18 protein-coding genes are annotated in these 25,409 nt (G+C 62.4%); 5 read left to right on the top strand and 13 right to left on the bottom strand.

Annotated features, from left to right (window positions below):
* The first annotated feature begins 106 nt into the window (after nt 1–106).
* A complete protein-coding gene (locus P3T24_RS22500) occupies nt 107–2,278 on the top strand; it encodes a malate synthase G (RefSeq protein ID WP_429437933.1) in 2,172 nt (723 codons plus the stop codon).
* Between the two features lie 172 nt (nt 2,279–2,450).
* Here the strand turns inward: P3T24_RS22500 and galU are convergent, their stop codons facing one another.
* Together galU and P3T24_RS22490 are read right to left on the bottom strand one after the other, a co-directional pair.
* Nucleotides 2,451–3,344: a UTP--glucose-1-phosphate uridylyltransferase GalU gene (gene galU, locus P3T24_RS22495; protein ID WP_074266076.1), complete on the bottom strand. Its 894-nt coding sequence runs from the start codon at nt 3,342–3,344 to the stop codon at nt 2,451–2,453.
* A 250-nt stretch (nt 3,345–3,594) separates the two neighbouring features.
* Nucleotides 3,595–3,750 (bottom strand): hypothetical protein, encoded by a 156-nt coding sequence (locus P3T24_RS22490; RefSeq protein ID WP_167379387.1) that lies wholly within the window; start codon nt 3,748–3,750, stop codon nt 3,595–3,597.
* 310 nt (nt 3,751–4,060) lie between these two features.
* On the opposite strand from P3T24_RS22490, the gene P3T24_RS22485 reads away from it, so the two are divergent.
* Nucleotides 4,061–5,299 (top strand): acyltransferase family protein, encoded by a 1,239-nt coding sequence (locus P3T24_RS22485; RefSeq protein ID WP_429437931.1) that lies wholly within the window; start codon nt 4,061–4,063, stop codon nt 5,297–5,299.
* A 192-nt stretch (nt 5,300–5,491) separates the two neighbouring features.
* On the opposite strand, the gene P3T24_RS22480 is transcribed toward P3T24_RS22485, so the two are convergent.
* The 3 genes from P3T24_RS22480 to P3T24_RS22470 form a co-directional block, all read right to left on the bottom strand.
* Entirely contained in the window at nt 5,492–7,963 is a 2,472-nt protein-coding gene (locus P3T24_RS22480) for a glycosyltransferase family 4 protein (RefSeq protein WP_429437929.1), read from the bottom strand.
* Nucleotides 7,960–9,426, bottom strand: a complete 1,467-nt coding sequence (locus P3T24_RS22475; protein ID WP_074264631.1) for a flippase — start codon at nt 9,424–9,426, stop codon at nt 7,960–7,962. Before P3T24_RS22475 ends, P3T24_RS22480 begins: the two co-directional genes overlap by 4 nt.
* Nucleotides 9,427–9,632: 206 nt before the next feature.
* Entirely contained in the window at nt 9,633–11,804 is a 2,172-nt protein-coding gene (locus P3T24_RS22470) for a hypothetical protein (RefSeq protein WP_074266077.1), read from the bottom strand.
* 340 nt (nt 11,805–12,144) lie between these two features.
* Between P3T24_RS22470 and P3T24_RS22465 the strand changes: the two genes are divergently transcribed.
* From P3T24_RS22465 to gmd, 3 genes are all read left to right on the top strand, one after another.
* Nucleotides 12,145–13,236: an acyltransferase family protein gene (locus tag P3T24_RS22465; protein ID WP_429437928.1), complete on the top strand. Its 1,092-nt coding sequence runs from the start codon at nt 12,145–12,147 to the stop codon at nt 13,234–13,236.
* 83 nt (nt 13,237–13,319) lie between these two features.
* Nucleotides 13,320–13,979, top strand: a complete 660-nt coding sequence (locus P3T24_RS22460; RefSeq protein WP_429438210.1) for an SGNH/GDSL hydrolase family protein — start codon at nt 13,320–13,322, stop codon at nt 13,977–13,979.
* A gap of 55 nt (nt 13,980–14,034) precedes the next feature.
* Entirely contained in the window at nt 14,035–15,078 is a 1,044-nt protein-coding gene (gene gmd / locus P3T24_RS22455; RefSeq protein ID WP_429437926.1) for a GDP-mannose 4,6-dehydratase, read from the top strand.
* 71 nt (nt 15,079–15,149) lie between these two features.
* On the opposite strand, the gene P3T24_RS22450 is transcribed toward gmd, so the two are convergent.
* From P3T24_RS22450 to P3T24_RS22415, 8 genes are all read right to left on the bottom strand, one after another.
* Nucleotides 15,150–16,175, bottom strand: coding sequence for a glycosyltransferase (locus tag P3T24_RS22450; protein ID WP_074264634.1), 1,026 nt, complete (start codon nt 16,173–16,175; stop codon nt 15,150–15,152).
* Between the two features lie 15 nt (nt 16,176–16,190).
* The gene (locus P3T24_RS22445; RefSeq protein ID WP_429437924.1) at nt 16,191–17,201 is read right to left on the bottom strand and encodes a glycosyltransferase family 2 protein; all 1,011 of its coding nucleotides are present in this window, start codon (nt 17,199–17,201) and stop codon (nt 16,191–16,193) included.
* A 182-nt stretch (nt 17,202–17,383) separates the two neighbouring features.
* Nucleotides 17,384–19,300 (bottom strand): SMP-30/gluconolactonase/LRE family protein, encoded by a 1,917-nt coding sequence (locus P3T24_RS22440; RefSeq protein ID WP_429437921.1) that lies wholly within the window; start codon nt 19,298–19,300, stop codon nt 17,384–17,386.
* 35 nt (nt 19,301–19,335) lie between these two features.
* Complete coding sequence (locus P3T24_RS22435) at nt 19,336–20,502, bottom strand: glycosyltransferase family 4 protein (RefSeq protein ID WP_074264637.1); 1,167 nt, start codon at nt 20,500–20,502, stop codon at nt 19,336–19,338.
* Nucleotides 20,503–20,558: 56 nt separating this feature from the next.
* A complete protein-coding gene (locus P3T24_RS22430; protein WP_429437918.1) occupies nt 20,559–21,758 on the bottom strand; it encodes a glycosyltransferase family 4 protein in 1,200 nt (399 codons plus the stop codon).
* Nucleotides 21,759–23,219, bottom strand: coding sequence for a glucose-6-phosphate isomerase (locus P3T24_RS22425; RefSeq protein WP_074264639.1), 1,461 nt, complete (start codon nt 23,217–23,219; stop codon nt 21,759–21,761).
* A 3-nt stretch (nt 23,220–23,222) separates the two neighbouring features.
* The gene (locus P3T24_RS22420) at nt 23,223–24,377 is read right to left on the bottom strand and encodes a glycosyltransferase family 4 protein (protein ID WP_429437915.1); all 1,155 of its coding nucleotides are present in this window, start codon (nt 24,375–24,377) and stop codon (nt 23,223–23,225) included.
* A 95-nt stretch (nt 24,378–24,472) separates the two neighbouring features.
* A complete protein-coding gene (locus P3T24_RS22415; protein ID WP_429288373.1) occupies nt 24,473–25,399 on the bottom strand; it encodes a glycosyltransferase family 2 protein in 927 nt (308 codons plus the stop codon).
* Nucleotides 25,400–25,409: the final 10 nt, after the last annotated feature.

The following is a 25,409-nucleotide window of genomic DNA, read 5'->3' as shown; positions in this document are numbered from 1 at the left end:
CGCGGAAGGCAGCCACCCAGGCCAACCGCGAAGGCCCCTGCGCAAGCAAACGAACCATCAGGCCGGTGACCCCACACCGGCCCAGCCCAATCAGATGGAGCAGTCCATGACTGACATGACCAAGCGAAGCGGACTGCAGGTAGCCGCGAATCTCGACCAGTTTATCGAACACGAAGCCCTGCCGGGCACCGGTGTAGACAGCGCCGCCTTCTGGGCGGGGTTCGACGCGCTGGTGCACGACCTAGCACCCAAGAACCGCGCCCTGCTGGCCGAGCGTGACCGCCTGCAAACCGAACTCGATCAATGGCATCGCGCCCATCCGGGCCCGGTGCGCGACCTGGCCGCTTACCGCAGTTTCCTCGAAAGCATTGGCTATCTCGTGCCGGTGCCGGCCCACGTCAAGGCCACGACCGACCGCGTGGACACCGAGATCGCCGAACAGGCCGGCCCGCAGCTCGTGGTGCCGCTGTCGAACCAGCGCTACGCGTTGAACGCCGCCAATGCACGCTGGGGCAGCCTGTACGATGCGCTGTACGGCACCGACGCAATCCCCGAAACCGACGGCGCCGAAAAGCAGAAAGCCTTCAACCCGGTGCGCGGCGCTCGCGTGATCGCCCGTGCGCGTGCCTTCCTCGACGAAGCCGCCCCGCTCGCCCATGGCTCGCATGCGGACGCCACCCGCTATAGCATCGAAAACGGCCAGCTCGTCGTGGCACTGAAGAACGGTGCCACGGCGCTGAAGACGGCCGCGCAATTCATCGGCTATCAAGGCGAAGAGGCGGCGCCCTCCGCCATCCTGCTCAAGCACAACGGTCTGCACTTCGAAATCCAGATCGACGCTGAGGATTCGATCGGCAAGACCGACGCGGCCCACGTCAAGGACGTGCTGATGGAAGCGGCGGTGAGCACGATCATCGACTGCGAAGACTCGGTCGCGGCCGTCGATGCGGACGACAAGGTCCAGCTCTACCGCAACTGGCTCGGCCTGATGACCGGCGATCTGACCGAAGAGGTCACGAAGAACGGCAAGACCTTCACGCGCCGTCTGAACGCCGATCGCGTCTACACGGCAGCCAACGGCACGGCGCCGGTCGTACTGCATGGCCGCTCGCTGCTGTTCATCCGCAATGTCGGTCACCTGATGACCAATCCGGCAGTGCTGACGAAAGATGGCCACGAGATTCCGGAAGGCATTCTCGATGCGGTGATCACCACCCTGTGCGCACTGCACGACCGCAAGCACAGCCTGAATTCGCGTACCGGCTCGGTCTATATCGTCAAGCCGAAGATGCACGGCCCGGCTGAAGTCGCGTTTGCGAGCGAACTGTTCGCGCGCGTCGAAGATCTGCTCGGTCTGGAGCGCAACACGATCAAGATGGGCATCATGGACGAGGAACGCCGCACCAGCGTCAACCTCGCCGCATGTATCGCCGAGGCGTCGGCGCGCGTTGCGTTCATCAACACCGGCTTCCTCGACCGCACCGGCGACGAGATGCACACTGCCATGCAAGCCGGCCCGATGCTGCGCAAGGGCGACATGAAGTCGACTGCATGGATCACGGCCTACGAGCGCAGCAATGTGCTGGAAGGTCTCGCCGCGGGCCTGCGTGGCCGCGCGCAGATCGGCAAGGGTATGTGGGCGATGCCGGATCTGATGCACGCGATGCTCGAGCAGAAGATCGCGCATCCGAAAGCCGGCGCGAATACCGCATGGGTACCGTCGCCGACCGCCGCCACGCTGCACGCGCTGCACTATCACCAGGTGGACGTGCAGGCGGTGCAAAAGGAGCTGGAGAGGATCGGTCTGGCGAGCGTGCGCAGCGAGCTGCTGGATGGCCTGCTGACGATTCCGGTGGTCGAAGCCGCCACGTGGAGCGCCGATGACATCCGCCAGGAAGTCGAGAACAACGCGCAGGGCATTCTCGGCTATGTGGTGCGCTGGGTCGATCAGGGCGTCGGTTGCTCGAAGGTGCCGGACATTCACAATGTCGGCTTGATGGAAGACCGCGCGACGTTGCGCATTTCCAGTCAGCATATTGCGAACTGGCTGTACCACGGCGTGGTAACGCGTGAGCTCGTCGAAGAGACGTTCAAGCGCATGGCCAAGGTGGTCGACGAGCAGAACGCCGGCGATCCGCACTACAAGCCAATGGCGCCCAGCTTCGACACGATCGCGTTCAAGGCGGCACAGGCGCTTGTGTTCGAAGGACTCGAACAGCCGAGCGGCTACACGGAACCGTTGCTGCACAAGTTCCGGCTCGAGGTGAAGAAGGTCTGAGGAACGCGCCGGCGGCTTCTTCTATAGCCGGACGCTGAGCGAAACTAACGGGCGCCACGCATTTTGCGGCGCCCGTTTTTCATTGGTGTGCCCGCATTCAGCGTCGATCAGTTCTACCAGGATTTCGGCGAACCCACCGACGGCATCGCGCGCCCGTTCCCCGACGCTGCTTTCAGGCTGCGGCAGCTGTGAGATGGAGTGGCAAATAGGCCTGCAGATACTCTTCGAACTCAGCCCGCACTTCCGGATGGCGCAACGCGAACTCGACCGTCGCCTTCAGGTAACCGAGCTTGCTGCCGCAATCGAAACGCGTGCCGAAGTAACGGTATGCCAGCACCTGCTCTTCCGTGAGCAGCGACTGCACCGCGTCGGTCAACTGCAACTCGCCGCCAGCACCCGGCTTGAGCGCGCGGATATGCTTGAAGATGGTCGGCATCAGCACATACCGGCCCACCACGCCGAGATTCGACGGCGCCTTGTCCGGTGCCGGCTTTTCGACAATGCCCGACAGCTTGATCACGTCCTCTTCCCACTCGCGGCCGTCGACCACGCCATATGAGCGGCTGTCCTCGCGCGCAATGGTTTCCACGCCGATCACCGAGCTGTGATAGTGGTTGAACACGTCGACGAGCTGCTTCATCACCGGTTGCGTGCTGTGCAGCAGGTCGTCGGCGAGAATCACGGCGAACGGGCTGTCGCCCACCAGTTTTTCCGCGCACAACACGGCGTGGCCGAGGCCCAGCGCCGTAGCCTGGCGCACATAGAAGCAATCGACATTGGCCGGCTTGATGCCGCGCACCAGTTCCAGCAGTTGCTCCTTGCCGCGCGCCTCGAGTTCTGCCTCGATCTCGTACGACTTGTCGAAATGGTCTTCAATGGCGCGCTTGCTGCGGCCCGTTACGAAGATCATCTCGGTGATGCCGGCCGCTATCGCCTCTTCCACTGCATACTGGATCAGCGGCTTGTCGACGATGGGCAGCATCTCCTTGGGACTTGCCTTGGTGGCCGGCAGGAACCGTGTCCCGAGACCTGCCACGGGAAACACGGCTTTGGTAACTTTCAGCATGGTATGCATTCCCACATCGGTTGATGAAAGTGTGCGGTTCGCCGGATGGGCGCCGAATAGAACTGATCGAAAGTGTCGTTAAAATCTAATTCACGTTTCGTCAAAATTAAAGTAAATCGTGTGAAAAAATAATCTATAAGCCTTTATCGCACCGGGTGATTAACTTTGCACGTCAACGCAGGAAACAATTACGCCGGAACAGGCCGAATGCCGTAATTTTTACGGGCCGGTAACTGCCCGGCGCGCGGCGTCAGGCGGCGCCTTCCTCGTTTTCGTCCATTGGCGGCAAATTGCCGGGTTTCATCCGGAAGCGGCCGATCGGTTCATTGCGCAGCGCCTCCCGGTAAGCCGAAGCGGCGACAAGGATCAAAAGCACGGCAATGCCGGCGAGCAGATGCAGGTTCATGACTCCACCTCTGGTCAGAAGAATCAGGGCACCAAACTATCACGACAAAATCGGCAAATAATTCTGTGACCGCTGATTTGCCAGCGAATTACAAATCGAAACACATTTAATTTTTTTGCCACTGGATATGCCATTTTTTATTCATTTTTTTACCTCGGCGGTGTTCTAGCATGTGCATGCGGCGACTGGTGCGCATAGGGCGTCCTTTGAGCGGCCGATTTGCGCACGGGTTCGCGTTCGTATGAACCGCTGGCCGGTTTAGCCGTTTAGCCCCGGTTAGCCTCTTCCCTCGCCCGATAAAGGACCGCGCATGAGCGATTCAGCCTTCGATGCCAGTGGCGCATCCCTGCAGGCTTCCCTCCCCGCTTCCGCGTCCATCCCGGCTCGCCCGCTGCGCGATTCGCGCGTGGACAGCGCCGGCAAGGAACACGTCATCGATGCCATGCGCGGCTTTGCCGCCTTGCTGGTCGCCTATTTTCATTGCCGCCAGGTGGCCTGGGTCGGCATGGAAAGCTTTCACCGGACTGTCGGCCATGCGCTGGGTTTCAGCTCCATCGCGGCCTATCTGACATTTCCGATCGCCTGGGGCTCGGCAGGCGTGCCGATTTTCTTCGTCATCAGCGGCTATTGCATTCATCGCGGCGGCGCGTTGCGTCTCGCGCAAAACCCGGTTTACCGGCTCGACACGGTCAATTTCTGGGCGCGCCGCTTTGCGCGGATCTACCCGGTGCTGCTGGCCGCGCTGCTGCTGACCTTCGCGCTCGACTGGTTCAGCTTCCAGTTGCCGCCCGTCAACCACAAGTTGCGCGAGATCGGCCTGCAGGCGTTTCTCGTCAACCTGTTCTCGCTGCAAGGCGTAGCCGGCAAGACGTACGGCTCGAACGGCGCGCTGTGGACGCTTTCGCTCGAGGTGCAGTTCTACGTCATTTATCCGCTTCTGTTCGCGCTGCGGCGCCGGATCGGCATGACGCCGGTGCTGGCGCTGGTCGCGCTTGTCAATATCGTGTCGGCGCTGGTGCTCGAGCGGCACGACCTGCAGTTCTTCACGTCGTACTGGTTCTCGTGGACACTCGGCGCCTGGATTGCCGACGCGCGGGCCCACACGGGGGCCGCTGTGTCGCTCGACAAGCGGCCTGCCTCGAACTGGCTCTACGCGGTCGCGATGGGGTTCGTGGTGCTGGGCTGCGTCGCGTTTCACTTCGGCCAGTACGGTGCGTTCCAGTTCTGGGCGCTCGGTTTCGCTTTCTACCTGTACAGGGCACTGGATCGGCAACGCGCTGTGGATACGCCCATTACGCGCGTGCTGTCGCGGTTCGGCGACTTCAGTTTCTCGCTCTACCTGATTCACTTGCCGATTTTCGTGCTGCTGTCGTCGCTGCTTTACCGCTCGGCGCTGCAATTGTCGATCTGGCCGTCGTTCGGCTTCATGCTGGTGGCCGTGCCGGTTGCCTATGTGTTCTACCGTCTGGTCGAGCTGCCTGCGATGAAGTGGTCCGCGAGCCTCAAGCCGAAGAACAGGGGCAGTCGTGTTGCTACGCGGGCGGCGTGAAACCGGCAGTGGCAGCCGCCCGTGATTCAATAGTGGCGGCCCGCCGCCTAAGCGATACAGCGCAGGCTGCCAGCTGGCCTGGCCCGCAGTAACGCGCCGATAGACCGGCAACCGCAAATCGTCGGAACGCGCATGACAGAAGGGCCGCAACGTTGCCGTTGCGGCCCTTCTGCTTCGTCGAGCTTCGTAGCCTCAACCTCTCGTCTTGCCTCCTGCCACGTCCTTCAGAATCCGTTCGACGCCATTCACGTAAGCCTTGGTGCCGAAGCGTCCCAACGCTGTCTGGTAGCCATTCGTGACGAGCCGTTCGCGCAGTCCGTTATTGCTGCGCAACTCGGCAAGCACATCGGCCAGCGCGTTTGCATCGCCGGGCGTGCATAGCACGCCATTCACACCATCCTCGACGATTTCCAGCACGCCGCCGGCCCGTGCCGCCACAACGGGGCGCTGCGCCAGCATCCCTTCCACGATCACGCGGCCGAACGGCTCCGGCGTAATCGACGTATGGGCGATGGCATCGACCGCACACATGCAAGCGGCGATATCGTGCTGAAAGCCCAGAAAGTGAACCCGCGCGCCCAGTCCATGCTCCGCGACGAACGCGCGCAACTCTGCCTCATACGCGTCTTCGCCAAACAGCGGCGCCCCTACCAGCACCGCATGCATGTGCGGATTGAGGACCATCGCTTCGAGCAGCACATGCTGGCCTTTCCAGCGCGCGAGACGGCTGAACGAGCCCACGAGGAACGCGTCCTGCGGCAGCTTCAGACGGGCACGCAGCGCCGCAACCGGCACGCCGCGCAGCGCGTCGAACGGTGCGGCCGAAATCCCGTTGAAGACTACGTCGATGCGCTTCTCATCGAAACGCGTCAACTCGGCAAACGCACGCGCTGACGCGGCTGAATTGGCGATCACATGCGCGAGACCCAGCTTCGCGCACCACTTGATGATGCTCAGTTGCTTGCCGCCAAAATGCTCGGGACTCACGATATCGCGCAGGTGCCACACCACCGGGCGCCGTGCGAGCCGCCCCGCGAGCGCGCCGATCACCATGGCGCGCTGCGTGTTCGCGTAGATCACATCGGCATGCTTCGCGCGAGCGACGGTGGCCTTCACCAGCCCTGCCACCCCTTTGATAGCACGTCCAAGCGGTGGCGTGCTGCCCTGCTTGCGCACCTCGCGCAGCGCACCGGAATCCAGTACCCGCACGTTCACGCCAGCCGCATCGAGCGCGGTGCGAAATGGCCCATCGTCGAACAGCACGACTTCGATTCGCGATTTCAGCGCCTTGACGATCTCGAGCAGCGACAACTCGGCACCGCCGAGCACGCCGCTCTGATCGAGCGCCAGTATCCGCGGCGTATTCCCTGCTGCCGTTTCAACAGCGGGTGGCGCAACGTACGGCTCGTAAGCCGGCATCGTCGCACCGTGCAGGGCCGGCACCGCAGCTCGCACATGTGCGAAGAAACGCGAGCGGAAATGCGCGGCGGAGAAACGCTCCGCATTGGCACGGCAATCGGCAGCGGAAAAACGGCTTGCATGCGCGTCGAAATCCTCGACTGCGGCGATGATCGACTCGGCGCGCTGATCTTCGAAGAACATGCCGGTGGGCCGCGAGTTCGACAGATCGCGTACGGTTTCGAGCGCCCCGCCCTTGCCGTACGCGATCACCGGCGTGCCGCAGGCCTGCGCTTCGACCACCGAAATGCCGAAGTCTTCCTCGGCAGCGAACACGAACGCCTTGGCCCGCTGCATCTTTTCCTGCAGCACCTTGAATGGCTGGTAGCCCATGATCTCGACGTTGGGCCCCGCCTTCGCGCGCACCTTCTGCATGTCGGGCCCGTCGCCGATCACGACGAGACGCCGCTCCGGCATCCGCGCAAACGCTTCGACGATCAGATCGATCTTCTTGTACGGCACCATCCGCGATGCGGTCAGATAGAAATCTTCCTTCTGCTCGTGCAGTACGAAAGCCTCCACGTCCACCGGCGGGAAGATCACAGCCGCGTCACGCTGATACACCTTGCGGATGCGCCGCGCGATGAATTGCGAGTTGGCGACAAAGGTGTCCACCGAATTCGATGTGCGGATATCCCAGTTGCGGATGTAGTGAAGAATCAGCCGAGCCAGCGCGGATTTAGGCCCGTTGGTCAGCTTCGATTGCTCCAGGTACTGATGCTGCAGATCCCACGCATAGCGGATCGGCGAATGCACGTAGCTGATATGCACCTGGTCCGGGCCGGTCAGCACGCCCTTGGCGACCGCATGGCTGCTCGAGATCACCACGTCGTAAGCCGACACGTCGAGCTGCTCAATCGCGATCGGCATCAACGGCAAATACGTGCGGTACTTCGTGCGTGCCTTCGGCAGCTTCTGGATAAACGAGGTCGTCACCGGCTTGCCGCGCAGGAAGCTGCGGTCCTCGAGGAAATCGACCACGCTGAACAGATCCGCATCCGGAAAGCACGCCACGATCTGTTCGAGCACACGCTCGGCACCCGCGTAGGTGACGAGCCAGTCGTGCACGATCGCCACGCGTACGTGGCTGTTCGCGCGCGGCACACGTCGAGGCGGCGCGTGCTGTGCGGGCGGTGTAGCGACTTCGGCCAGCGCGCTGCGCTGGGTGGGCCGTATGACGGCTTCCTCTAGGACGTCCTGGTTCATGCGCTTTTCCTCGGATTCAGTCGCAACAGCAGCGAACGCGCAAGATCGCGCAAGGCAGGCGTCGAGGTGATGGACCACGCCACGTTGACAGCCGCCACTACGGTGCCGGCGACGATCGCCAGCGAGAGACTAGGCACGGCGCCCGCAAGCCACAGGCTTGCCAGCAAGAACGCGAGATGGGGGAGCATGTCGAGCACGATCGGCCGGGCACGAACCGCCGACAGCCACAGCAGTACGCCGTAGTCGAGCAGCGCGCGGCCGCCGACGGCCACCGCCGCTCCCGTCAGACCGAAGTACTTGATGCCGAACCACAGGCCGGCGGCATAAACCGGCAATTCGAGCAGGCCGACGCGCGCCGCCACCGCCGGATTGACCTGCGACTGGATCATGATGCGGCTCACGTTGGCCTGGCCGACCAGCCATACCGTGACAATCAGGATGCGGCCCACAGGGGCGGCGATCGTGGCAATCTCATTGCCGACCCAGATATGCAGGAACGGGCCGAGCACGAAAATGGCGCCCAGCGCAATCGGCGTAAAGGCGCCGTTGAGAAACTCGAGCGACTGTTGCGCAATCTGGTCCGCGTGATCGCGGCCGACGGCGGACAGACGCGGAAACAACGTGCGCCCCAACGCGGTGGGCACGATATTCAGGCGCGTCACGAGGTTCTGCGGCACCGTGTAGAAGGTCACGAAGCGAGCGCCGAGGGCGGTGCCGAGAAACACCTTGTCGAGCGTATCGGCCACCATAAAAGCGACGCTCGTCACCAGCATCCAGCCGCCGAAATTGAACAGCCCCTTGGCCACACCGAGTTGCGGCGGCAGAATGCGCCGCAGATTGAGCACCTTCAAGGCAGAGCGTCCGAGCAGCAACGCGGCGAACAGACGCGCCACCACCGCGGCGGCCAGTACGTTCTGCAGGCTCGGCCCCATCCACCACGCCACACCTAAAGGCAGCAGCTGAAACGCGAAGGTGCCGAGCGTCTGGTTGGTGTTGTAGACGCCAAAGCGTTCGGCGCCGTTGATCGCGCCGCCAAACACCCACGAGAGGTTGGCAATCGGAATCGCAATCGCGAGCCACGGCAGCGCCATGTAGACCTCGTGCTGCAATGCCGGCGAAACTTTGCTGAAATAGGCGGTGTAGAGAAATGCGCCGAAATAAATGATCAGGCCGCCGATAATGCCCGTCACCAGATTCAGCCAGGTGGCACTCCAGAACACGCGCGCGCACTCGTCCGAGTCTTTCGAAGCGAGCGCCTTCGAGATATGGTTTTGCGCCGCCATGCTCATGCCGAGATCGAGAATCGAGAAATAGCCGATCAAGGTCCACACGAGGGCAATCACGCCATAGCGCTCGACGCCCAGCAGCCGGATATACGACGGCACTGTCACGAGCGAAACGAAGGTCGGCAACACCAGGCCGAAAAAATTGATGCCTACGTTCTTGAGAATGCCTTTGTCCATCGGATGCCTTTTGATTCAGCGATGCAGCGTGCACCGCGATGCACGCGCCATAGAAAAGCCGCGCGATGCAAGCCCATGAAGTCTGCTTCGAGTAAAGCACGTTAAAAATGCGTGCCGTTCTCTATAAATCGACAGAAAAATAATTCGCCGCACGATGCATGTCATGCGTCGAAATGTGCGGCGCCGGAAAATAAATCAATCTGACATCAAGACGGCTTCCAGCGGTACATCATCACCTTGCCGCGCGCATCCTCTTCCACGAACACGAGGTATTCGCCGTTGCTGCGCCGGTAGGCGCTCACGCCGTTCGGCACGTCGACCCAGCCCGAGGCCTTGCCCACCTCGGGCCCCGGCCGGATCACGCCGACTTCCTTGCCGCTGTCCTTGTCGAACACATGCACGGCGCCTACCGGTTCGACCGCGAACACGTATTGCCCTTCAACGGTGAGCCCGATGATCGTTGCGACCGGTTTGGCATGCGTTTCCCATGGCAGCGTGATCGAGTAACGCAGGACCGGCTTGCCGCTCGACCAGTTGTCGTAGCGCACCAGCACGCGGCCCACCTCTTTCCAGAAGGACCGATCGACGGGCATGTCGGCCGTATAGCCGGTCACATAGAGCGAGTCGGTCTGCGGCACGTACACCGCGCGGCGCAGTTCGGTGAACGGCTGCGGTACCGGATAGGTGGTCATGTCCGAATAGGAGTAGACCGGATTGCCCTTCGCATCGAGGCCGCCGAAGTGCAGCCGGTCGATGCCCTTGACCACGCTCGTGCGCCAGATGTCGCCGTTGCTGTCGACCCACCAGCCCCAGCCGCCGACGAGTCGCGTGCCGCTCGTGTTCGGCGTGAACTCGTCACTGTCGAATTTGCCGTTACCGTTCGTGTCGCGCCACATCCATTCGCCGCCGGGCGGTGCGTTCGGCACGCCCGCGACGCCACGCTCGCGGCCCGCAATGAAGCCCGAAGGAATCGCCGTCTCGCCGTCGTGCGCAGCATCGAAGCGGTAAATCTTCAGATGGTCCGCATACATGTCGGTCAGATAAAGAAACGTATGTCCCTTCAGTTGCCGGGCGATCGGCAAACCCGGCCACATGTCGGTATGAAAGACCGGATCGTCCGGGTATTTGAAGCGATTCGACAGGAAGCCTACGTATTTCCAGTCCTGTCCCGCAGGCTTCGAAAGATCGAGTTGAAAGCGCTTGTTGCCGGTGTAGACGCTGTCCGGGCGCGCTGGGTCCATCCACGCGCCATCGACGAATAGCAGCCCCTGCACCTGCCAAAGCTGCTTGCCATCCGGCGCGTAACTTTCGAGCGTGGCGCCGAGGCCCGCGCCAAGCGGCGCGAAATGCGGGCCCATGCCGTTGGTGGACACATAAACGTTGCCGCGCGCGTCGACCCCGACGCCGGTCAGTCCGTTAAAGCGCTGTGGCCCGGGCTGTCCTGCCACACCTGCGAAGATGCCGCCGCGTTCGCCGAGCGTGCCCGATGCCACGTAACGCCCACCCTCCTTGCTGAAGAACAGCACCTGCTGACGCGGACCGTTGTCGGCGACGAGCACGCGGCCTTGTGCGTCGAGTGCGACGTCGACCGGCACCGAATCGGCCGGCAATGGCAGTGTGTCGGAGAGAAGCTGGCCGCTCGCCGAGTAGTGCGCCACGTGTGGCGTGGCATCGGTGAGCGCGCCGCTTATCACCCACAGCGTGCCGTCAGCTGCGAGCGCCATGTGCCCCGGCTCATGCACGGCCCACTGCGCTTTGCGTTGCATCGATTCGGCGTCGTAGACTTCGACGCGATTTTGCGTGGTGTTCGATACGTACAGCGTCGTGTCGTTGGCCGCGAGACCCTGGATGTCGGCCTTGGTGCCCGCGGGCACTTCGTTCACCACCAGAAAGCCTGCTGCCATTTGCGCGTGCGGGTCGGTCGCGCCATTGGGCAGCGTGGCCACCGGCTGAAACAGCGCGCTAAGCTTCGGATCTTCGATCTTGCGTCGCGAAATGCCGAACCACTGCTTGCCCTTTTGCGGCCAGATGCCCTGCCCGACCAGATGCCCCCTCTCGTTGCCAAGCGCAACAGCCATGAAGACATAATGCTGGTTCACCGCAATCGCATTACCGCCGCCTGCACCCCAGCCGTGCGTGCCGCCGGCGAATCCAAGCATCTTGCCGTTCTGATAGGTACTCGCCTCGGCGCCGCTCTCGTCCCATGGAGCGTTGGTGTAGACCTTGCCGTCCGGCGACACCGCGATCGCCGTGATATTGATCTGCGTCCACGTGCCGTCGCCAAAACCGAAGGTATTGCCGATCCAGGAGGTCTTCGCGTTCAGCACCGTTTCGGCTGAGGCAACGCAAGCTGCAAAAGAAAGCCAGACAACCAGCAGTTTCGCGAAGCTGAGACGAGCCAAGGTGTTCCTCCAGTCAAGGGTTACCGGGCCACATTACCTGCTAACCGCGCCGCGAAGAAATTCGAAAATAATTCAAAAATATTCACCGGAATGCGGTAAATAAAGGCAAATAAAGATTTGAACTTTTGAAAGCATCATTCTGGTTTTTCAATCCGCCGGTTCTTTTCATTCCCGTTTTTTCATCAATTTCTTTTCCTTAGAATGAATCCCACTTCCGTGGCCTGCGCCGTTCGCAGCTGAATCAGGCCGGCAACGCAATGCCCATGCCGCGAACGAGTTCGCCTCACGCCCACCCGATGCCCACCATGGACGGTTCATGACAGTTAGCACCCTGGCTGCCCCGCCTTCTCCTTCTCACTCGCGCCGCATCCTGCAGCTCGACGGCCTGCGCGCGATCGCCGTGCTGGCGGTGTTCGCGCAGCACGCGCTAAAGGCGCCGCTGTGGATGGGCGTCGATCTGTTTTTTGTCTTGAGCGGCTTTCTGATCACCGGCATCCTGCTGGATCGTAAGGCGCGCGGGCAATCGTATTTCGGCTATTTCTATGCTCGCCGCGCGCGCCGCATTCTGCCGCCGTATCTGCTGCTGATGGTGGTGTCCTCATTGCTGTTCGGCTTCGGCTGGGCGAAGCATTGGGAGTGGTACGCATTCTTCGCCACCAACATCGGCGATGCGCTCGGCCAGAGCGGTCATGACAGCCTGAACGTGCTGTGGTCGCTCGCCGTCGAAGAGCAGTTCTACATTGTCTGGCCCTTCGTGATCCTGTTGCTGCCCGAACGCGCCCTTGCGTGGGTCGCCGCTGCGTTGATCGTTGCCGTGCCGGTGCTGCGTGCCGTGGCGACGCCGTGGTTCGATTCGTTCTGGCCGATCTATTACCTCACACCGTTCCGCATGGATCTGCTGGCGGCCGGCGCGTTGCTGGCGGTGGCCGTGCGGCGCGACCCCAACGCATTGCAACCGTTCCGGCCGCTCGCCATGCTCGGCTTCTTCGCTGCGCTGGCCGTGCTGGCGTGGCTACATATCCACTATCCGCGCTTTCGCGCCGAAAACACGCCGCTTTCGAATGCGGCGCTCTACAGCGTTTCGTTGGTCCTGTGCACATCGGTCGTTGTCATCGCCTTGCAAAGCCAGGGCATCGTCAAGCGCCTCCTGTGCAATCCTGTGCTGGTCTACATCGGTACGATCAGCTACACGATCTATCTGATCCACCTGAGCATCCTGTACACGCTGTGGCCGTTGCATATGAGCCGTTATGTCACCGCCGCACTTGCGCTGGCTATCACGCTCGCCTATGCCAGCGTGACGTGGTTCGCTTTCGAGCGGCGTCTGATTCATGGTCCGGCCTCTCGTGCGCAGCGCGCCGGGGCTACGTTGGGCAGCGCGTCGCGAGCGCCGCAGTCGCGCGCATGAAGTTCCTCGGCAAACTTCGCGGCGCCGCGGGCGCCCTGCTGATGGCTGCGGCATGCGGCCAGGCCAGTGCGGACGGAGCGCCGATGCAGCGCGCGAGCGAGCCGCCCCGTGCCGGGACGTCTGCACAGGTCGTGGTCGAAGCCTACGGCGATTCGACCACGCTCGGCATCTCCTGCAGCGAGGGCCATTGCTTCCCTCGCCCACAGAACGCGGTGGCTTATCTGCAGGATGCCTTGCATGCCAGCTTCGGCGAACGCGTGAGTGTCGTCAATCTCGGCGTGGGCGGCACGATGGCCTACCAGTTGCGCGACGGCATGGGCCGCGGCGTGCCGCCGTGGGCACAACGGCTTGCGGCGTCCAACGCGCAGATCGTCACGATCAACTACGGCATCAACGAGGTGATGCATAACCAGACGCCCGAACAGTTCTACGAAGCGGAAACCGCGCTGGTGAAAACCGCGCTCGCGCTTGGCAAACAGCCTGTGTTGCAGACGTCGAATCCGATGCCCGATGGCCGGCTCAATGCCCGCCTTGGTGCGATGGTGGCGATGACCCGCCGGGTCGCGGCCGAGCAGCACGTGCCGCTCGTCGATCAGTACGCGTACATCGAGGCGTTGCCGGGCTGGCAAACCATGATGTCCGACGGTGCGCATCCGAAGCCTGAGTTGTACCGGCTGAAAGCCGAACAGGACTTTCGCGTAGTCGATCCGCTGGTGCAGCGGTTACTGGCCGGCTCGTCGTAGCAGATAGCGCCATCACCTGATCTTCCGATTTTTTTAACTGCTTCCAGGGCGACCCATGAGCAACCAACGCAAAGCGATTATCACCGGCGTGTCCGGTCAGGACGGCGCGTATCTGACGAAACTGCTGCTCGACAAGGGCTATCAGGTCACCGGCACGTATCGGCGCACCAGTTCCGTCAATTTCTGGCGGATGAACGAGCTGGGCGTTTCCGGGCATCCTAACCTGCGGCTCGTCGAGCATGACCTGACCGACCTTGGGTCGACGCTGCGGCTGCTTGAAGAGGCGCAGGCCGATGAGCTTTATAACCTTGCTGCGCAGAGCTTTGTTGGGGTGTCGTTCGATCAGCCGGTTACTACGGCCGAAGTGACGGGTATCGGAGCGCTGAATCTGCTTGAGGGGCTTCGCATTCTGAGTCCGAAGACGCGCTACTACCAGGCCTCGACCTCCGAAATGTTCGGCAAGGTGCAGGCGGTGCCGCAGCGCGAAGACACGCCGTTTTACCCGCGTAGTCCTTATGGCGTCGCCAAGCTGTTTGCTCACTGGATGACGATCAATTATCGCGAGTCGTATGGGATTTTTGCCAGTAACGGGATTCTGTTCAATCACGAGTCGCCGTTACGTGGGCGCGAGTTCGTAACCCGCAAGATCACCGACACGGTGGCCAAGATCAAGCTTGGCAAGCAGGATTCGCTCGAGCTCGGCAATCTCGATGCCAAGCGGGATTGGGGATTTGCGCTCGAATACGTCGAGGGGATGTGGCGGATGCTGCAGGCCGATGAGCCCGATACTTTTGTGCTTGCGACCAATCGGACCGAGACTGTACGGGACTTCGTGAGAATGGCATTCGTGGCGGCTGGGTATCAGATCGAATGGTCTGGGAAGGAACAGAGGGAAGTCGGCATTGATGTCGCCACCGGCAAGACCCTCATTCGAGTGAATCCCAGATTTTATCGGCCTGCCGAAGTGGATCTTCTCATCGGGTGTGCGGACAAGGCCAAAGACAAGCTTGGGTGGGAACCGCAGACCGAACTCGAGCAGCTCTGCAAGATGATGGTGGCTGCCGATCTTACGCGCAACGAGGCGCATGAGACGTTTTAGCGTTGCTGCTTTTCGCTCGCGCGGTGGTGTTTGAGGAGGCGCCGCGCGAGCTTTTGTTCAGCTTTAATCCTTCATTCGATGCTGACGTGAAAGACGGTCGCATGGACGTCCTTCAAAAAGGCCCGGTGCCCCAGACCTCCCTTAGGTACCGGCCGATAGGCTCCGGACGCGAGCAACTGGACGACGGTACCCGCTCGGCTGACCCGCGCCGTCGCAGCGCTGTAGAGATTGGCCCGGCGTAGCAGGCGCTCTCCAAGTTTCCGGTAGTAATCCGTTGCAATAGCGGCCCGCTGCCGAATCTGTGCGGGCGCTTCTTGCAACACGTGGCGCAGTTTGTCCGCTCGCGCCAGGGCCGACGTCCCCATCCTGCGATAGTGTGTCTGCCCAGCCGCCTTGGCCATGGCGACTTTCTCCCCCATGTCCCTGTCAGGCGAAATGCCGCAGCTATTGGCGTCGTGTTGACGATAAAGCGCGAGCTGGTCCTCCAACGCCACCATTTTTCCCAGCGACGTCGCGACAAACCAGGCCCATGTATCGTGCGACATCGGAAATCCTGGATCGACGGGATGCTCGGGCCGATCGTGCCAGTCGACGTACTCGTAGATGGAGCGTCGAACGACGGTCGACATGCCGAAAAGCACGTACCAGGGATTCGTCGTCAGCGGGTCGTAGACACCACGGTGCGACCAGTGGCTCGCGGTGTTGTCGGGGCGGACATTGAGATCGGCATCGACCACCTTCACGGCGTGAACCACCAGCATCACTTCAGGGTCCACGAACTCTTTGGCTACCCGCTCCAGCTTGTCGTCCGTCCATACGTCGTCCTGATCGCAGAACGCGATGAAATCGCCACGACATAGCGATATCGCCTTGAAGAAATTCTCGTGAAATCCCAAACGCTGTTCGTTGCGCACTATGCGGACCGGGAACGACACGCGGCGCGAAAACTCGACCACGATGTCGTGCGTTCCACTGTCCGGGCTGTCGTCGGTGATGACCAGCTCGAACGGGGGCAGCGTCTGCCGGGCGATACTGTCCAGCTGCTCACGGATAAAGCGCTCGCCTTTATAGGCGGCCATCGCAATCGAAATTTTCATGGCAGTCCGTGTCGATTAGAGAACCGTTTCCGTGCGCGATTCTTCGCGGGCGGACCGGGTCGTGGGCGCATCTGGCTGTCGCCCAGCGCGAGATGAGAGCATCGATCTGGAAATCAGCATCAGATGAAAGTAGAGCCGCGCATTGAGGCCGTAGTTATACGCGGACAGATGCCTGAACGCGATTCGCAGTGCCTTGAACGGCGCGGCATTCTTCGCATAGACCGACACGACGATCGGTACGAGCCGGCGCAACGCGACAGTGCGGGCGGGTTCAACCTGGCGCTCAAGCGTCAGACTGCTGACGAACGCATAGGCGGAAACCGGTGCCGCATTGGTCGAACCGCGGGTGCTCGCCGAGATTGAAACGTCGGTCTTGCGGTAGTACGACACGTATTCGTTCAGGTAATAGATCTGCTTCGCAGCCAGACAGAGTTCGACGCCGAAGACAAAGTCGCAGCACGTCCCGTACTGTTCCTTATAACTGACCCGCTTCACGAGTTCTGCGTTCGCGAGCCAGCCGTTGTTCGGGAACATCTGGATCAGACCCGTGCGGCCGGGCACTTTCTGCAGTCCCTCGGTGCTTTTCGTTCTGTGAAAATCAGCGTTGAGCTTTGCGCTGACCGCACCATCGACGTGCCCCACCTGATCCACTTCGTACTGGTCGGCGAAGGCGACATCCAGATCGGGATGTCTGTCCCATAGTGAAACCAGCCGCTCGACGCCGTCTTCGGCAAGATAATCGTCGTCGTGGATCAGCAGGATCTTGTCGCCGCTCGCGCGCGCAAACAGGCTGGCGACATTGCGCGCCTGGCCGAGCGACGGTTCGTTGTTCACGTAGCGAATGCGCGGGTCATGCTGGTATTGCGCTGCCATCAGCCGCTGGGTCCGGTCGTCCTTCGAATCGTCGCCAATCACGATCTCGATGTTGGCGTGCGTCTGCGCGAGGCACGAGTCGATGCATTGGACGATCAGCTCCGGGCGATTGCATGTCGGCAGGCAGATAGAAACTTTAAAGGGGCGCGTCATGGCTTCACCTTGATTATGAGCGGAGGCACAGCGGCCGGTTCGCTCTGCGTATGCGTTCACACACGGCGGGTATCTAGCAAAATAGGCTAAAAAAAACCTGAAAAATAGGCTCAATAAATCTAAAAACCTTAGGCAATCCGGGGAATGCGAGTTTCACAATGACATTCGCCCCCGCATACCAGTCAGGGCGTCCATCGGTGAACAATGATGCTGGAGGCGTTGTAGTTATCTTTCGTGACGACATACTCGCCCGAGGACGTGAGATAGGCTCTCAGCCCATACATTGAATCCACGTCGTTGCCGACGTACACCGCAGTCGGGTTCGCGTTGATCAGTGTCGTATCGAGGTGCCCTGTGGTGAGATTGAAGGCGTCGATGTTGGGTACGGTGTGCACGTAGCCGACGAAGAGATAGTTGCCGGCCGCTGTCATCGACTTTGGATTGACGCTGGTCAGGGTGATCACCGGGTTGGGCGTGGTGGTATTGCCGGCGCTCCAGCCGTGATACACCTCGATCCGCGATTGCATCGCCGTCCAGTCCGCGCTCCCGGGGATGCCCTGTGCGAGGATCATGGTGTCGCTATCCGCCAGGTAGATGATGCGCGTCAATGGCCGGATGCTCTCCGGAATGGAGATGGTGACGGCTGGCCCCCATGTCGGCTTTCCTTCACCATCGAAGCCGGTCAGCGGGTAGTGGTAAATGTGGTTCGTCCGGTCCAGACCGGCCCACACGTCTCCCCTGCTGTCGATGCAGAATCCGGCGGTCACCGCTAATGTCGTGTTGAACGCAGGACCGGGAAGCGCTGCGTCCGGTATGGCAATGTAGCCGTTCGCTGCGTTGAAATGAAAGAAGTAGAAGGCGGCGGGATTCTGGCCGGACGCCACGAGAATGCGATTTCCGCCGACGGTGACGAGTTGGCCGAAGTGTTCGTCGCGCTCCGTATCCTGCATGTTCAGGCGCGGATCGGACGGATAGTCGAACGGATCCACTGTGTTCGCAACGAAGGTGCCGCCAGCCGTGCCCGTGTAGATATTGGTGCCGCTATAGAAGTTGGCGCCATCCGTGGAGGGGTCCGGCGCAGCGACGCCTTCGAAGTTAAGCGACTGAAGCTTCCACTGCAGGTTGCCGGCACTGTTGTAGGCGTGAATGTCGGTGCCGCCATTGCGCCCCATGTCCCAGCTTCCACCCCACGGATTGTTGAGCACATAAAGATTGCCGGCCGAGTCTTTGCCGATGCCGACGATGCGGGTGAAACGCTTGTCGCCGACCTGACCTTTGACTCCCTGGGTCGCGTCGAGATAACCGCCCTGGATGCCGAACGTGCCGGCCAGTGTCGGCGTGCCCGAGATGTTGTAGAGCTTGATGTTCATGTCGGGCCCTTCGTCGCCCACCATGAGTTGCCCGGACGAAGCGTCGTAATACAGCGCCGACGGTTGCGAGCCGGCGGGCATCTGGATAGTGTTAAGCGGCGCGCCAGCCGGAGTGAATTCGACAATCGTGCCCGCGCTCTTCTGGGCTACCCAGATATTTCCCGCGCCATCCAACGCGAGAGCACCGGGACTCGAGACGGCGATGTCACGCTGCAAGACGCCATCGGTGGTGTAGACCCGGACGCGATTGTCAAAAAAGTCGCTCGCATAGAGCAGCGAGCCCGCCGTTGCGAGTCCCGTAATGACATCGGCCTTGCTGACGGCATTCCACACGCTGACGTCAATAACAAGATCGCGTGTCTTGGTGATGCGGTTGTATCGTCCCACCGCAGCGCTGCCGTAAGGGGTACCGCCCTGCAACGCCGCGAAGATCGAGGTGGCATTGCCGGTAATCGCGCCCCCCTGAAAATCGTTGTGAAGGCCGATGGAACCGAGGCTGGCGCCGTTCTGGTATATCGCCACGCCGCCCTCGTCCTCATCCCAGAACGAAGCGGTATAGATGACGCCTTCGGGTGCGACCCACATCGAGCGCGCGGTGTTACCCACATGGGTGGCATCGGTCCCATACGTATTCGCCAGCCAGTCGGTGGTGTATTGCGCCCAACACGCGGGCGCGATCACGACGAGCAGCAGACCAAGGAATACAGCATGGATTCGCTTCCTGACCATGTGGTGTTCTCCTGAGCCCCAGCCTGGCCGAACCGTCAATGCGTCTCACCCGAAGCAATCGCCTCGCTATAGACCGCGGCCACCCGCTTCGCGATCACCGAGTTGTCGAAGTTGGCCCGCGCATAGTCCCGGCAGGCCTGCGCATCCGGCAGCTTCAGACTGCCATCGAGCGCGGCTCCCAGGCCTTCTGCAATCGCCTCTGCGCCAGTCGCCCGCAGCACCAGATTCGGCGACAACCCTGCAACGGCTTCCGGCAAGCCGCCTACCGGCGTCACCAGCACGGGTGTGCCGGAGGCGAGCGACTCCACCGTAATCAGTCCAAACCCCTCCAGCGCCACGGTCGGCACCACACTGATCGTGGCCGCGCGATACAGCGCCGCCAGATGCTGATCCGGCACGAAGCCGAGCAACTTGACGTTGTCGTCCAACCCGGCCTCGCTGATGCGCGTCTGCAACTCCTCCTGCAATCGCCCCTTCCCCGCGATCAGCAGCAGCACGTCGGGCACCCGCTTCTTCAGTAGCTTTACCGCATCGATCAGATCCTCCAGCCCCATGCGCCGCACCAGACGGCGCACGGCCAGCACGATAGGACGGCCTTGCGGCAACTGCAGTTTCAGCCGCGCCTCACCCGGTGTGATCGGCAAATTGAACTGGTCCACATTCACGCAGCCCGGTACCACGCGCACCCGCTCCGGCGAAATTCCATAGCGCGACGTCAGGATCTTGCCGAAGGCGTCGGACAACACAATCAGACGCGACGAACGCGCATACACCGACTGTTCCAGATAACGCTTGGCGCGCTGGCCGAACGAGTCCGCTCCTTCGACGTGGCTCTCGTCCGCCCACGGCCCCTGGAAATGCGACACCTGCGGGATGCCCCGCGTCACATCGAGACCCGGAAAGGTATAGAGCGCAAAGTGCGAGGAAATCACGTCGGGGCGTTGCCGCGTAATCTCACGGCGCAAGGCGCGGCGTGCGGCCATCAGGCGCAGCGGCAACGATTGGGCCGCGGAGCCGAAACCCTGGATCGCGCCGTCCGTGTCCGCCGCGACGCGCGCCGAGCCGGCGACCACGCCACGCACCGCCACGCCGGCACCCGGCAATGCGCCCACCAGCGAGTAGTACATGCGATCGAGTCCGCCAGCACGCTCCGGGAACCAGTGCATGCCGATCTGCAACGATTTGATGGAACTGGCTTTCATGACGGGCTCTCTCGTGTGGCGTGAAATTTCGGTTGAAGCAGTCGCGGTGGCGGCGCTCATTCGGCCACCTTGAAGTTGACCGGCTGGGATTCGCTCGCCGTTGCGGCTCGCTGGCGGTCTTCCCGCTGTCCCGCCAGTTGCCGGTACAGCGCGATGTACTGTGCCGCCATGCGCGCCCAGCCAAAGCCGGTCGCAAGCTCGTTGGCCGCGACACCCATCGCGCGGCGTACGTCGCTGGAATTCGCGAGCCGCGCAATGGCGCCGGCCAGGGCCTTCGGATCGTCCGGATCGTCGAGCACGATGCCGCACTCGGGCGTGATGATCTCCGCCCCGCCTGCCGTGCGCGCGGTGACGACCGGCAGGCCCGCTGCCATCGCTTCGAGCAGCGACAGGCTCATCGCTTCGTAGCGCGAAGGAAACACAAAGGCGTCGACCGAGTGCATCAGCACCGGCATCTCCTTCACCAGCCCGAGGAAATGCACCCGGTCGGCCACGCCAAGTGCGCGTGCCTGTTCCGGGTAAGGACTGCCTGGCAGGTAACCGGCCACCGCGATATGCACGTCGGGCGGTAAATGGCGCAAGGCCTCGAGCACCGTGCCGAGATTCTTGCGCGGCGTGCGCAGATCGCCCACGAACAGAAGCAGAAACGCGTCGCCCGGAAGATTGAACTTCGCGCGGTCGCCGTGGGCGGCAGCAAAGCCCTGAGTATCGACGCCGTTATAGATCACGTCGACGCGGTTGCGCGGCGTCAACCCGATCGCGCGGATCTCGTCGGCCACCTTTTGCGACACTGCCGTAATCACCCGCGAGCGGCGATATGCCCAGCGCTCGAGCGTCGCATTGACCCGCGTATAGACGAACTGATACGCAGACCACACCCCTTTCGTCAGCCCGAACGGGTAGTACTTGCTGCCGAACCAGCCGCTATGCACGAAGTGTGCGGTGTTCACGTCGGCGGGCACCCACGTGATGAAGCCGTTGACGTGCAGCACATCGTATTCGGTACGGTGCGTGCGCAGCCACAGCGCGCTCCTGAAGGCGAATACCTGTTGACGCAACAGATTGGTCGGCCACCAGCGGCCGATTTTCACCGGCACCCAGCGCACGTTCGGATGCGCGAGCAAGTCAGGGGCGACGTGCGAGGCGACGAGTGTGACGGCGATATTCTCGTCGAGTGCCGCGCGCGCGATCTCATGATTGACGCGACCCTGGCCGTCGTTATGGCGCACGACATGCGTGACAATGGCGACTCTCAATCAGGTGCCTCCGTGGAGAATGAGCTCTCGCATGCGCTGCTGCTTTTGCCAGTGCGCGGCGGAGAGGATCGAAAAAAGACTGATGAAAAGCAGCAGGCCGCCCGTGCCGACCAGCGAATTGGTGAACACCAGCATCGCGAAGATCGCGAGCGAGAGACTCACCGAAGAAGACACGAATTTGTCGTCGCGCATCTTGAACGAGGCCAGCAACGCTCGCACCATCAGCCACAGGATGCCGGAGAGGTATAGCAGCGTGCCTGGCCAGCCCAGCACGAACGGGATGTTCATCACGCCGCTATCGAAGTTGCCGTATTGGCCAAGCTGGCCGCCGTCGTTCGAGAGCTTCGTCGACGTGCCGGTTGCGCCCATGCCTTCGCCCGAAACGTCGGTGAACGCCTTCTGCGCAAAGGTCGCGTAGAACTGGTTACGCGCCGCATAGCTCTGGTCGTCCTTGAGATTCACGATACTGTTCAGGCGCGTCTGCATCCGCTCGGCCACCGGGCCCACTACCAGCAAGGGCACACACAGGCCGGCCAGCACGATCGCACTGCCGACGATGCGCACGCGTACCCGGTTGTTCGATTTGACCAGCTGGACCAGCATGGCGACCACCCAGCCGCCCCACGTCGAACGCACGAGGCTCAAAGCGAAGGCAAAGAAGCCCAGCACGGCGGCAATCCAGCGCACGCGGTGATTCGCGGCCATCACGTAGACCATCGCGCCCATCATGGCGAACGCAAACGGACCCGACGAGTTCATCGTGCTGAAGACGCGCACACCCATCGGTACGGGGTCGCCTTGCGAGTTCATCTGCGAGCCGAGCATCCAGAGCGCGTCCCACGGCGGCATGATGACGAACTGCACCAGTCCGTAGCCGCCCATCACCAGCATGCCCCAGATGAAGGTGTTGACGATGGTGTCGCGAAACGCCGGATAGTTGCGCGTATTCGCCATGATGTGAAAACCGATCAGCAGCGGATAGAGCCAGTTGGCGAGGTCATAGATCGCCGCGAGCGGCCCGCTCGAGACAACGCCGACCATGAACGCGTAGGCGAGCCCGGCGAGAATCAGCAGCACCGGCAAGCCGCGCCGCTGCGCAAGCAGCGGGTAGTGGCGAATCAGCCCTATGCCGCTGATCATCGTCACTGCGAGCGGCGCAATCTGGATCAGGCTGGTGGGCGTAAAGCCGCCCTTCGACCAGTCGGCGAGACGCCGCACTTCGGGACTGAGGAACCACAGCCACCACATGAAGCCGACATAACGCGCCGGACTTCTGAAGTACAGCCACAGCCCGGTCATGGTGGCGAGCACCGGAAAGGCAAGCGTCAGCAGCGAGCCCTGGTGCGCCGCCACCAGTAGCGCGGTAATGAACCACAGCAGCGCGGGCGGCCCCCACTCCATCGGGTCGCTCTTGAGGCGGCGGACGGCGCCGCTTGCGGCGGCACGCGTGATCGTTGACATCGGTTAGAGGCCTCCGCGGGACTGGCCCGATGTCCGCACCTCGGTTCGCACTTCGGCACGCGCCTCCGGACGGCCGTGTGGCGCCACACGCCGGCGCAGCAGGTCTTCGGTGATCCGCACGTGTTGCATGGCGAAATGGCGCGTCGTCAGGTCGCGCGACAGCAGTTGCTCTGCAGCCGCCTGGGCCTGACGCAATGCTTCGGATGGCGAAGCAACCAGCCGGTCAACCGCCTCGCGCATGGCTTGCGAATCGAACGGCGGCACGTACGACGCAGCCTGATGTGAGAAGTAGTCCTCGAGCGCGCCTACGCCGGTGACCACCATCGGCTTGCCGAGCGCCGCAGCTTCGAGCATCACCGTAATACCCGACGCGTGCGAGTTCGGCCGCAGCGGCACCAGCACCAGATCGGCCCAGTCGTACAGCTCTCGTGCTTTCTTCAGCCCCGCGGCAGGCGCGATATCCACATTCGGTGCGTGCAGCTTTGCCGGAATCTTGCGTCGCGTGGCGAGCCTGACGTGGTAGCGCGGATCGTTGCCGAACGCCTTGATGAGCGTTTCCCAGTCGCGATCGCGGTCGTTGCCGATGGCGGCAATCCGCACCGGCGTATGGGCCTGCCATTCGGCCGGCGTTTGCACCGGAAAGTCGTCGGTATTCAGACCGTAGTACACATGGGTCGCTGCGCGGCCGAGGTAGCACTGGCACAGCTCGGCATTTTCGCTTGCGAGCGTCGTCAGCACGTCAGCGCGCGCGATCAGCTTGCGATACAGCCAGCGCCGCAGCATGCCGTAGCCGGGCCACTTGTCGAGCAGCCACACGCTTTGTGCCAGCAACAGCGGCGGCGCGTTGCGGCGCCCGCTCAGCAGCAGCACCAGGGCAACCGACAGATACTCGTGCTCCGTATGCGTCCAGATCACGTCCGAGCGCAGGATCTCGGCGCGATTGCGCCACGTGTGGATCAGATCGAAGCCGAGCACGGCCTTGAGGCCGCGGCGCAGCAGCCGCACCGGCGCGCTTTCGCGCGCATCCTGCGAATAGGTCAGCGCGAACTCGTCGGATTCGGCGTGGTGATAGCCATACAGGCAGCCGATATTCTCGCCCTTGCGATAGAAGCGCGGATCGGCTCCGTAAAACAGATGCACGTTGACTTTTGTGCTCATTCAGACTCCGGTCTGCAGAGTGACGCGGGGTGAAAAGGCCTCGGCGCAAACGGCCCGCCACTGTGGCAACCGATGGGCGAACGCATCGCGACGCGTCACGAGGCCGTCGCGCGGCGCGCTTCGTTTGCGCCCGTGCGCACCGCACGCCAGCGCGAGAGCCGCGTGCGGCCCTGCTTCGAGAGCAGTGCGAGCACGACGTGGGCGAAGCCGGGATAGACCTTGGTGCCCACCAGCGTGTACCACCACCAGGCGGCCTCGCGCCGCAGCGGCGGCAACTGGTCGCGCAGGATCAGATGCAGGTTGTAGGCGGCGTTGCGCACGGCCATCATGGTCTGCGCGTCGCGGCGGTCTTCGTCGAAACGCTCGGCGGGGTAATGATCGACCGCTACGCGCGGGTCGTACACGAGCTTCCAGCCGGCATGCTTCACGCTCATGCTGAACGCCATGTCGTTATGCGTCTGCGCGCCGGCGCCGCGCAGACGCGCGTCGAAGCGGATCTGGCTGATCGCTGCGCGCCGGTAGCTCATGTTGGCGCCCTTGAGCAAATCGACTTCGCGGGCGCCGCCCACGCCCAGATGGTGGTTGCCGATGATCTTGCCCGACGGCAGAACCTTGCCGACCAGCGGCCGTTCACCGTCGAGAATGCGGCCCTTTTCGTGCACCCAGTCACGGCCGCCGAGCGCACCCAGGCGTGAATCGCTCCCGAACGCGGCGGCGATCCGCTCGACCCAGTCGGGCCGCGGCGCGGCATCGTCGTCGGTGATGGCAACCACGTCGCCGCTTGCCACGTCGAGGCCACGATTGAGCGCGGCGACCTGTCCCGGCGTTTCGACCAGTGCCACCGAAAGCGGCAGCCTACCCTTGACCGCCGGATCGCGCAGGCAGGTGTGCGTCGCGATGTCGTCGGGACGGGCCACGACGACCACTTCGTCCGGGGCGCGCGACTGGCGCTGTAGCGCTTCGAGGCAGCGCGTCAGATCGGCTGGCCGGCGAAAGGTGGGAACCAGTACCGTTACTTTCATCGCGTCATGC

The organism is Paraburkholderia sp. GAS33 (assembly GCF_050436645.1).
Classification (GTDB): domain Bacteria; phylum Pseudomonadota; class Gammaproteobacteria; order Burkholderiales; family Burkholderiaceae; genus Paraburkholderia; species Paraburkholderia phenazinium_B.
This window is presented reverse-complemented; position numbering and strand designations above follow the sequence as displayed.

What these genes read in the sequence shown, in the direction of transcription:
- P3T24_RS22460 (WP_429438210.1), top strand. Translation starts at nt 13,320, where the DNA reads ATGCAGCGCGCGAGCGAGCCGCCCCGTGCCGGGACGTCTGCACAGGTC.
- P3T24_RS22475 (WP_074264631.1), bottom strand. Translation starts at nt 9,426, where the DNA reads ATGGACAAAGGCATTCTCAAGAACGTAGGCATCAATTTTTTCGGCCTG.
- P3T24_RS22420 (WP_429437915.1), bottom strand. Translation starts at nt 24,377, where the DNA reads ATGAGCACAAAAGTCAACGTGCATCTGTTTTACGGAGCCGATCCGCGC.
- P3T24_RS22485 (WP_429437931.1), top strand. Translation starts at nt 4,061, where the DNA reads ATGAGCGATTCAGCCTTCGATGCCAGTGGCGCATCCCTGCAGGCTTCC.
- P3T24_RS22450 (WP_074264634.1), bottom strand. Translation starts at nt 16,175, where the DNA reads ATGAAAATTTCGATTGCGATGGCCGCCTATAAAGGCGAGCGCTTTATC.
- P3T24_RS22490 (WP_167379387.1), bottom strand. Translation starts at nt 3,750, where the DNA reads ATGAACCTGCATCTGCTCGCCGGCATTGCCGTGCTTTTGATCCTTGTC.
- P3T24_RS22500 (WP_429437933.1), top strand. Translation starts at nt 107, where the DNA reads ATGACTGACATGACCAAGCGAAGCGGACTGCAGGTAGCCGCGAATCTC.
- gmd (WP_429437926.1), top strand. Translation starts at nt 14,035, where the DNA reads ATGAGCAACCAACGCAAAGCGATTATCACCGGCGTGTCCGGTCAGGAC.
- P3T24_RS22480 (WP_429437929.1), bottom strand. Translation starts at nt 7,963, where the DNA reads ATGAACCAGGACGTCCTAGAGGAAGCCGTCATACGGCCCACCCAGCGC.
- P3T24_RS22445 (WP_429437924.1), bottom strand. Translation starts at nt 17,201, where the DNA reads ATGACGCGCCCCTTTAAAGTTTCTATCTGCCTGCCGACATGCAATCGC.
- P3T24_RS22415 (WP_429288373.1), bottom strand. Translation starts at nt 25,399, where the DNA reads ATGAAAGTAACGGTACTGGTTCCCACCTTTCGCCGGCCAGCCGATCTG.
- P3T24_RS22440 (WP_429437921.1), bottom strand. Translation starts at nt 19,300, where the DNA reads ATGGTCAGGAAGCGAATCCATGCTGTATTCCTTGGTCTGCTGCTCGTC.
- P3T24_RS22435 (WP_074264637.1), bottom strand. Translation starts at nt 20,502, where the DNA reads ATGAAAGCCAGTTCCATCAAATCGTTGCAGATCGGCATGCACTGGTTC.
- P3T24_RS22425 (WP_074264639.1), bottom strand. Translation starts at nt 23,219, where the DNA reads ATGTCAACGATCACGCGTGCCGCCGCAAGCGGCGCCGTCCGCCGCCTC.
- galU (WP_074266076.1), bottom strand. Translation starts at nt 3,344, where the DNA reads ATGCTGAAAGTTACCAAAGCCGTGTTTCCCGTGGCAGGTCTCGGGACA.
- P3T24_RS22465 (WP_429437928.1), top strand. Translation starts at nt 12,145, where the DNA reads ATGACAGTTAGCACCCTGGCTGCCCCGCCTTCTCCTTCTCACTCGCGC.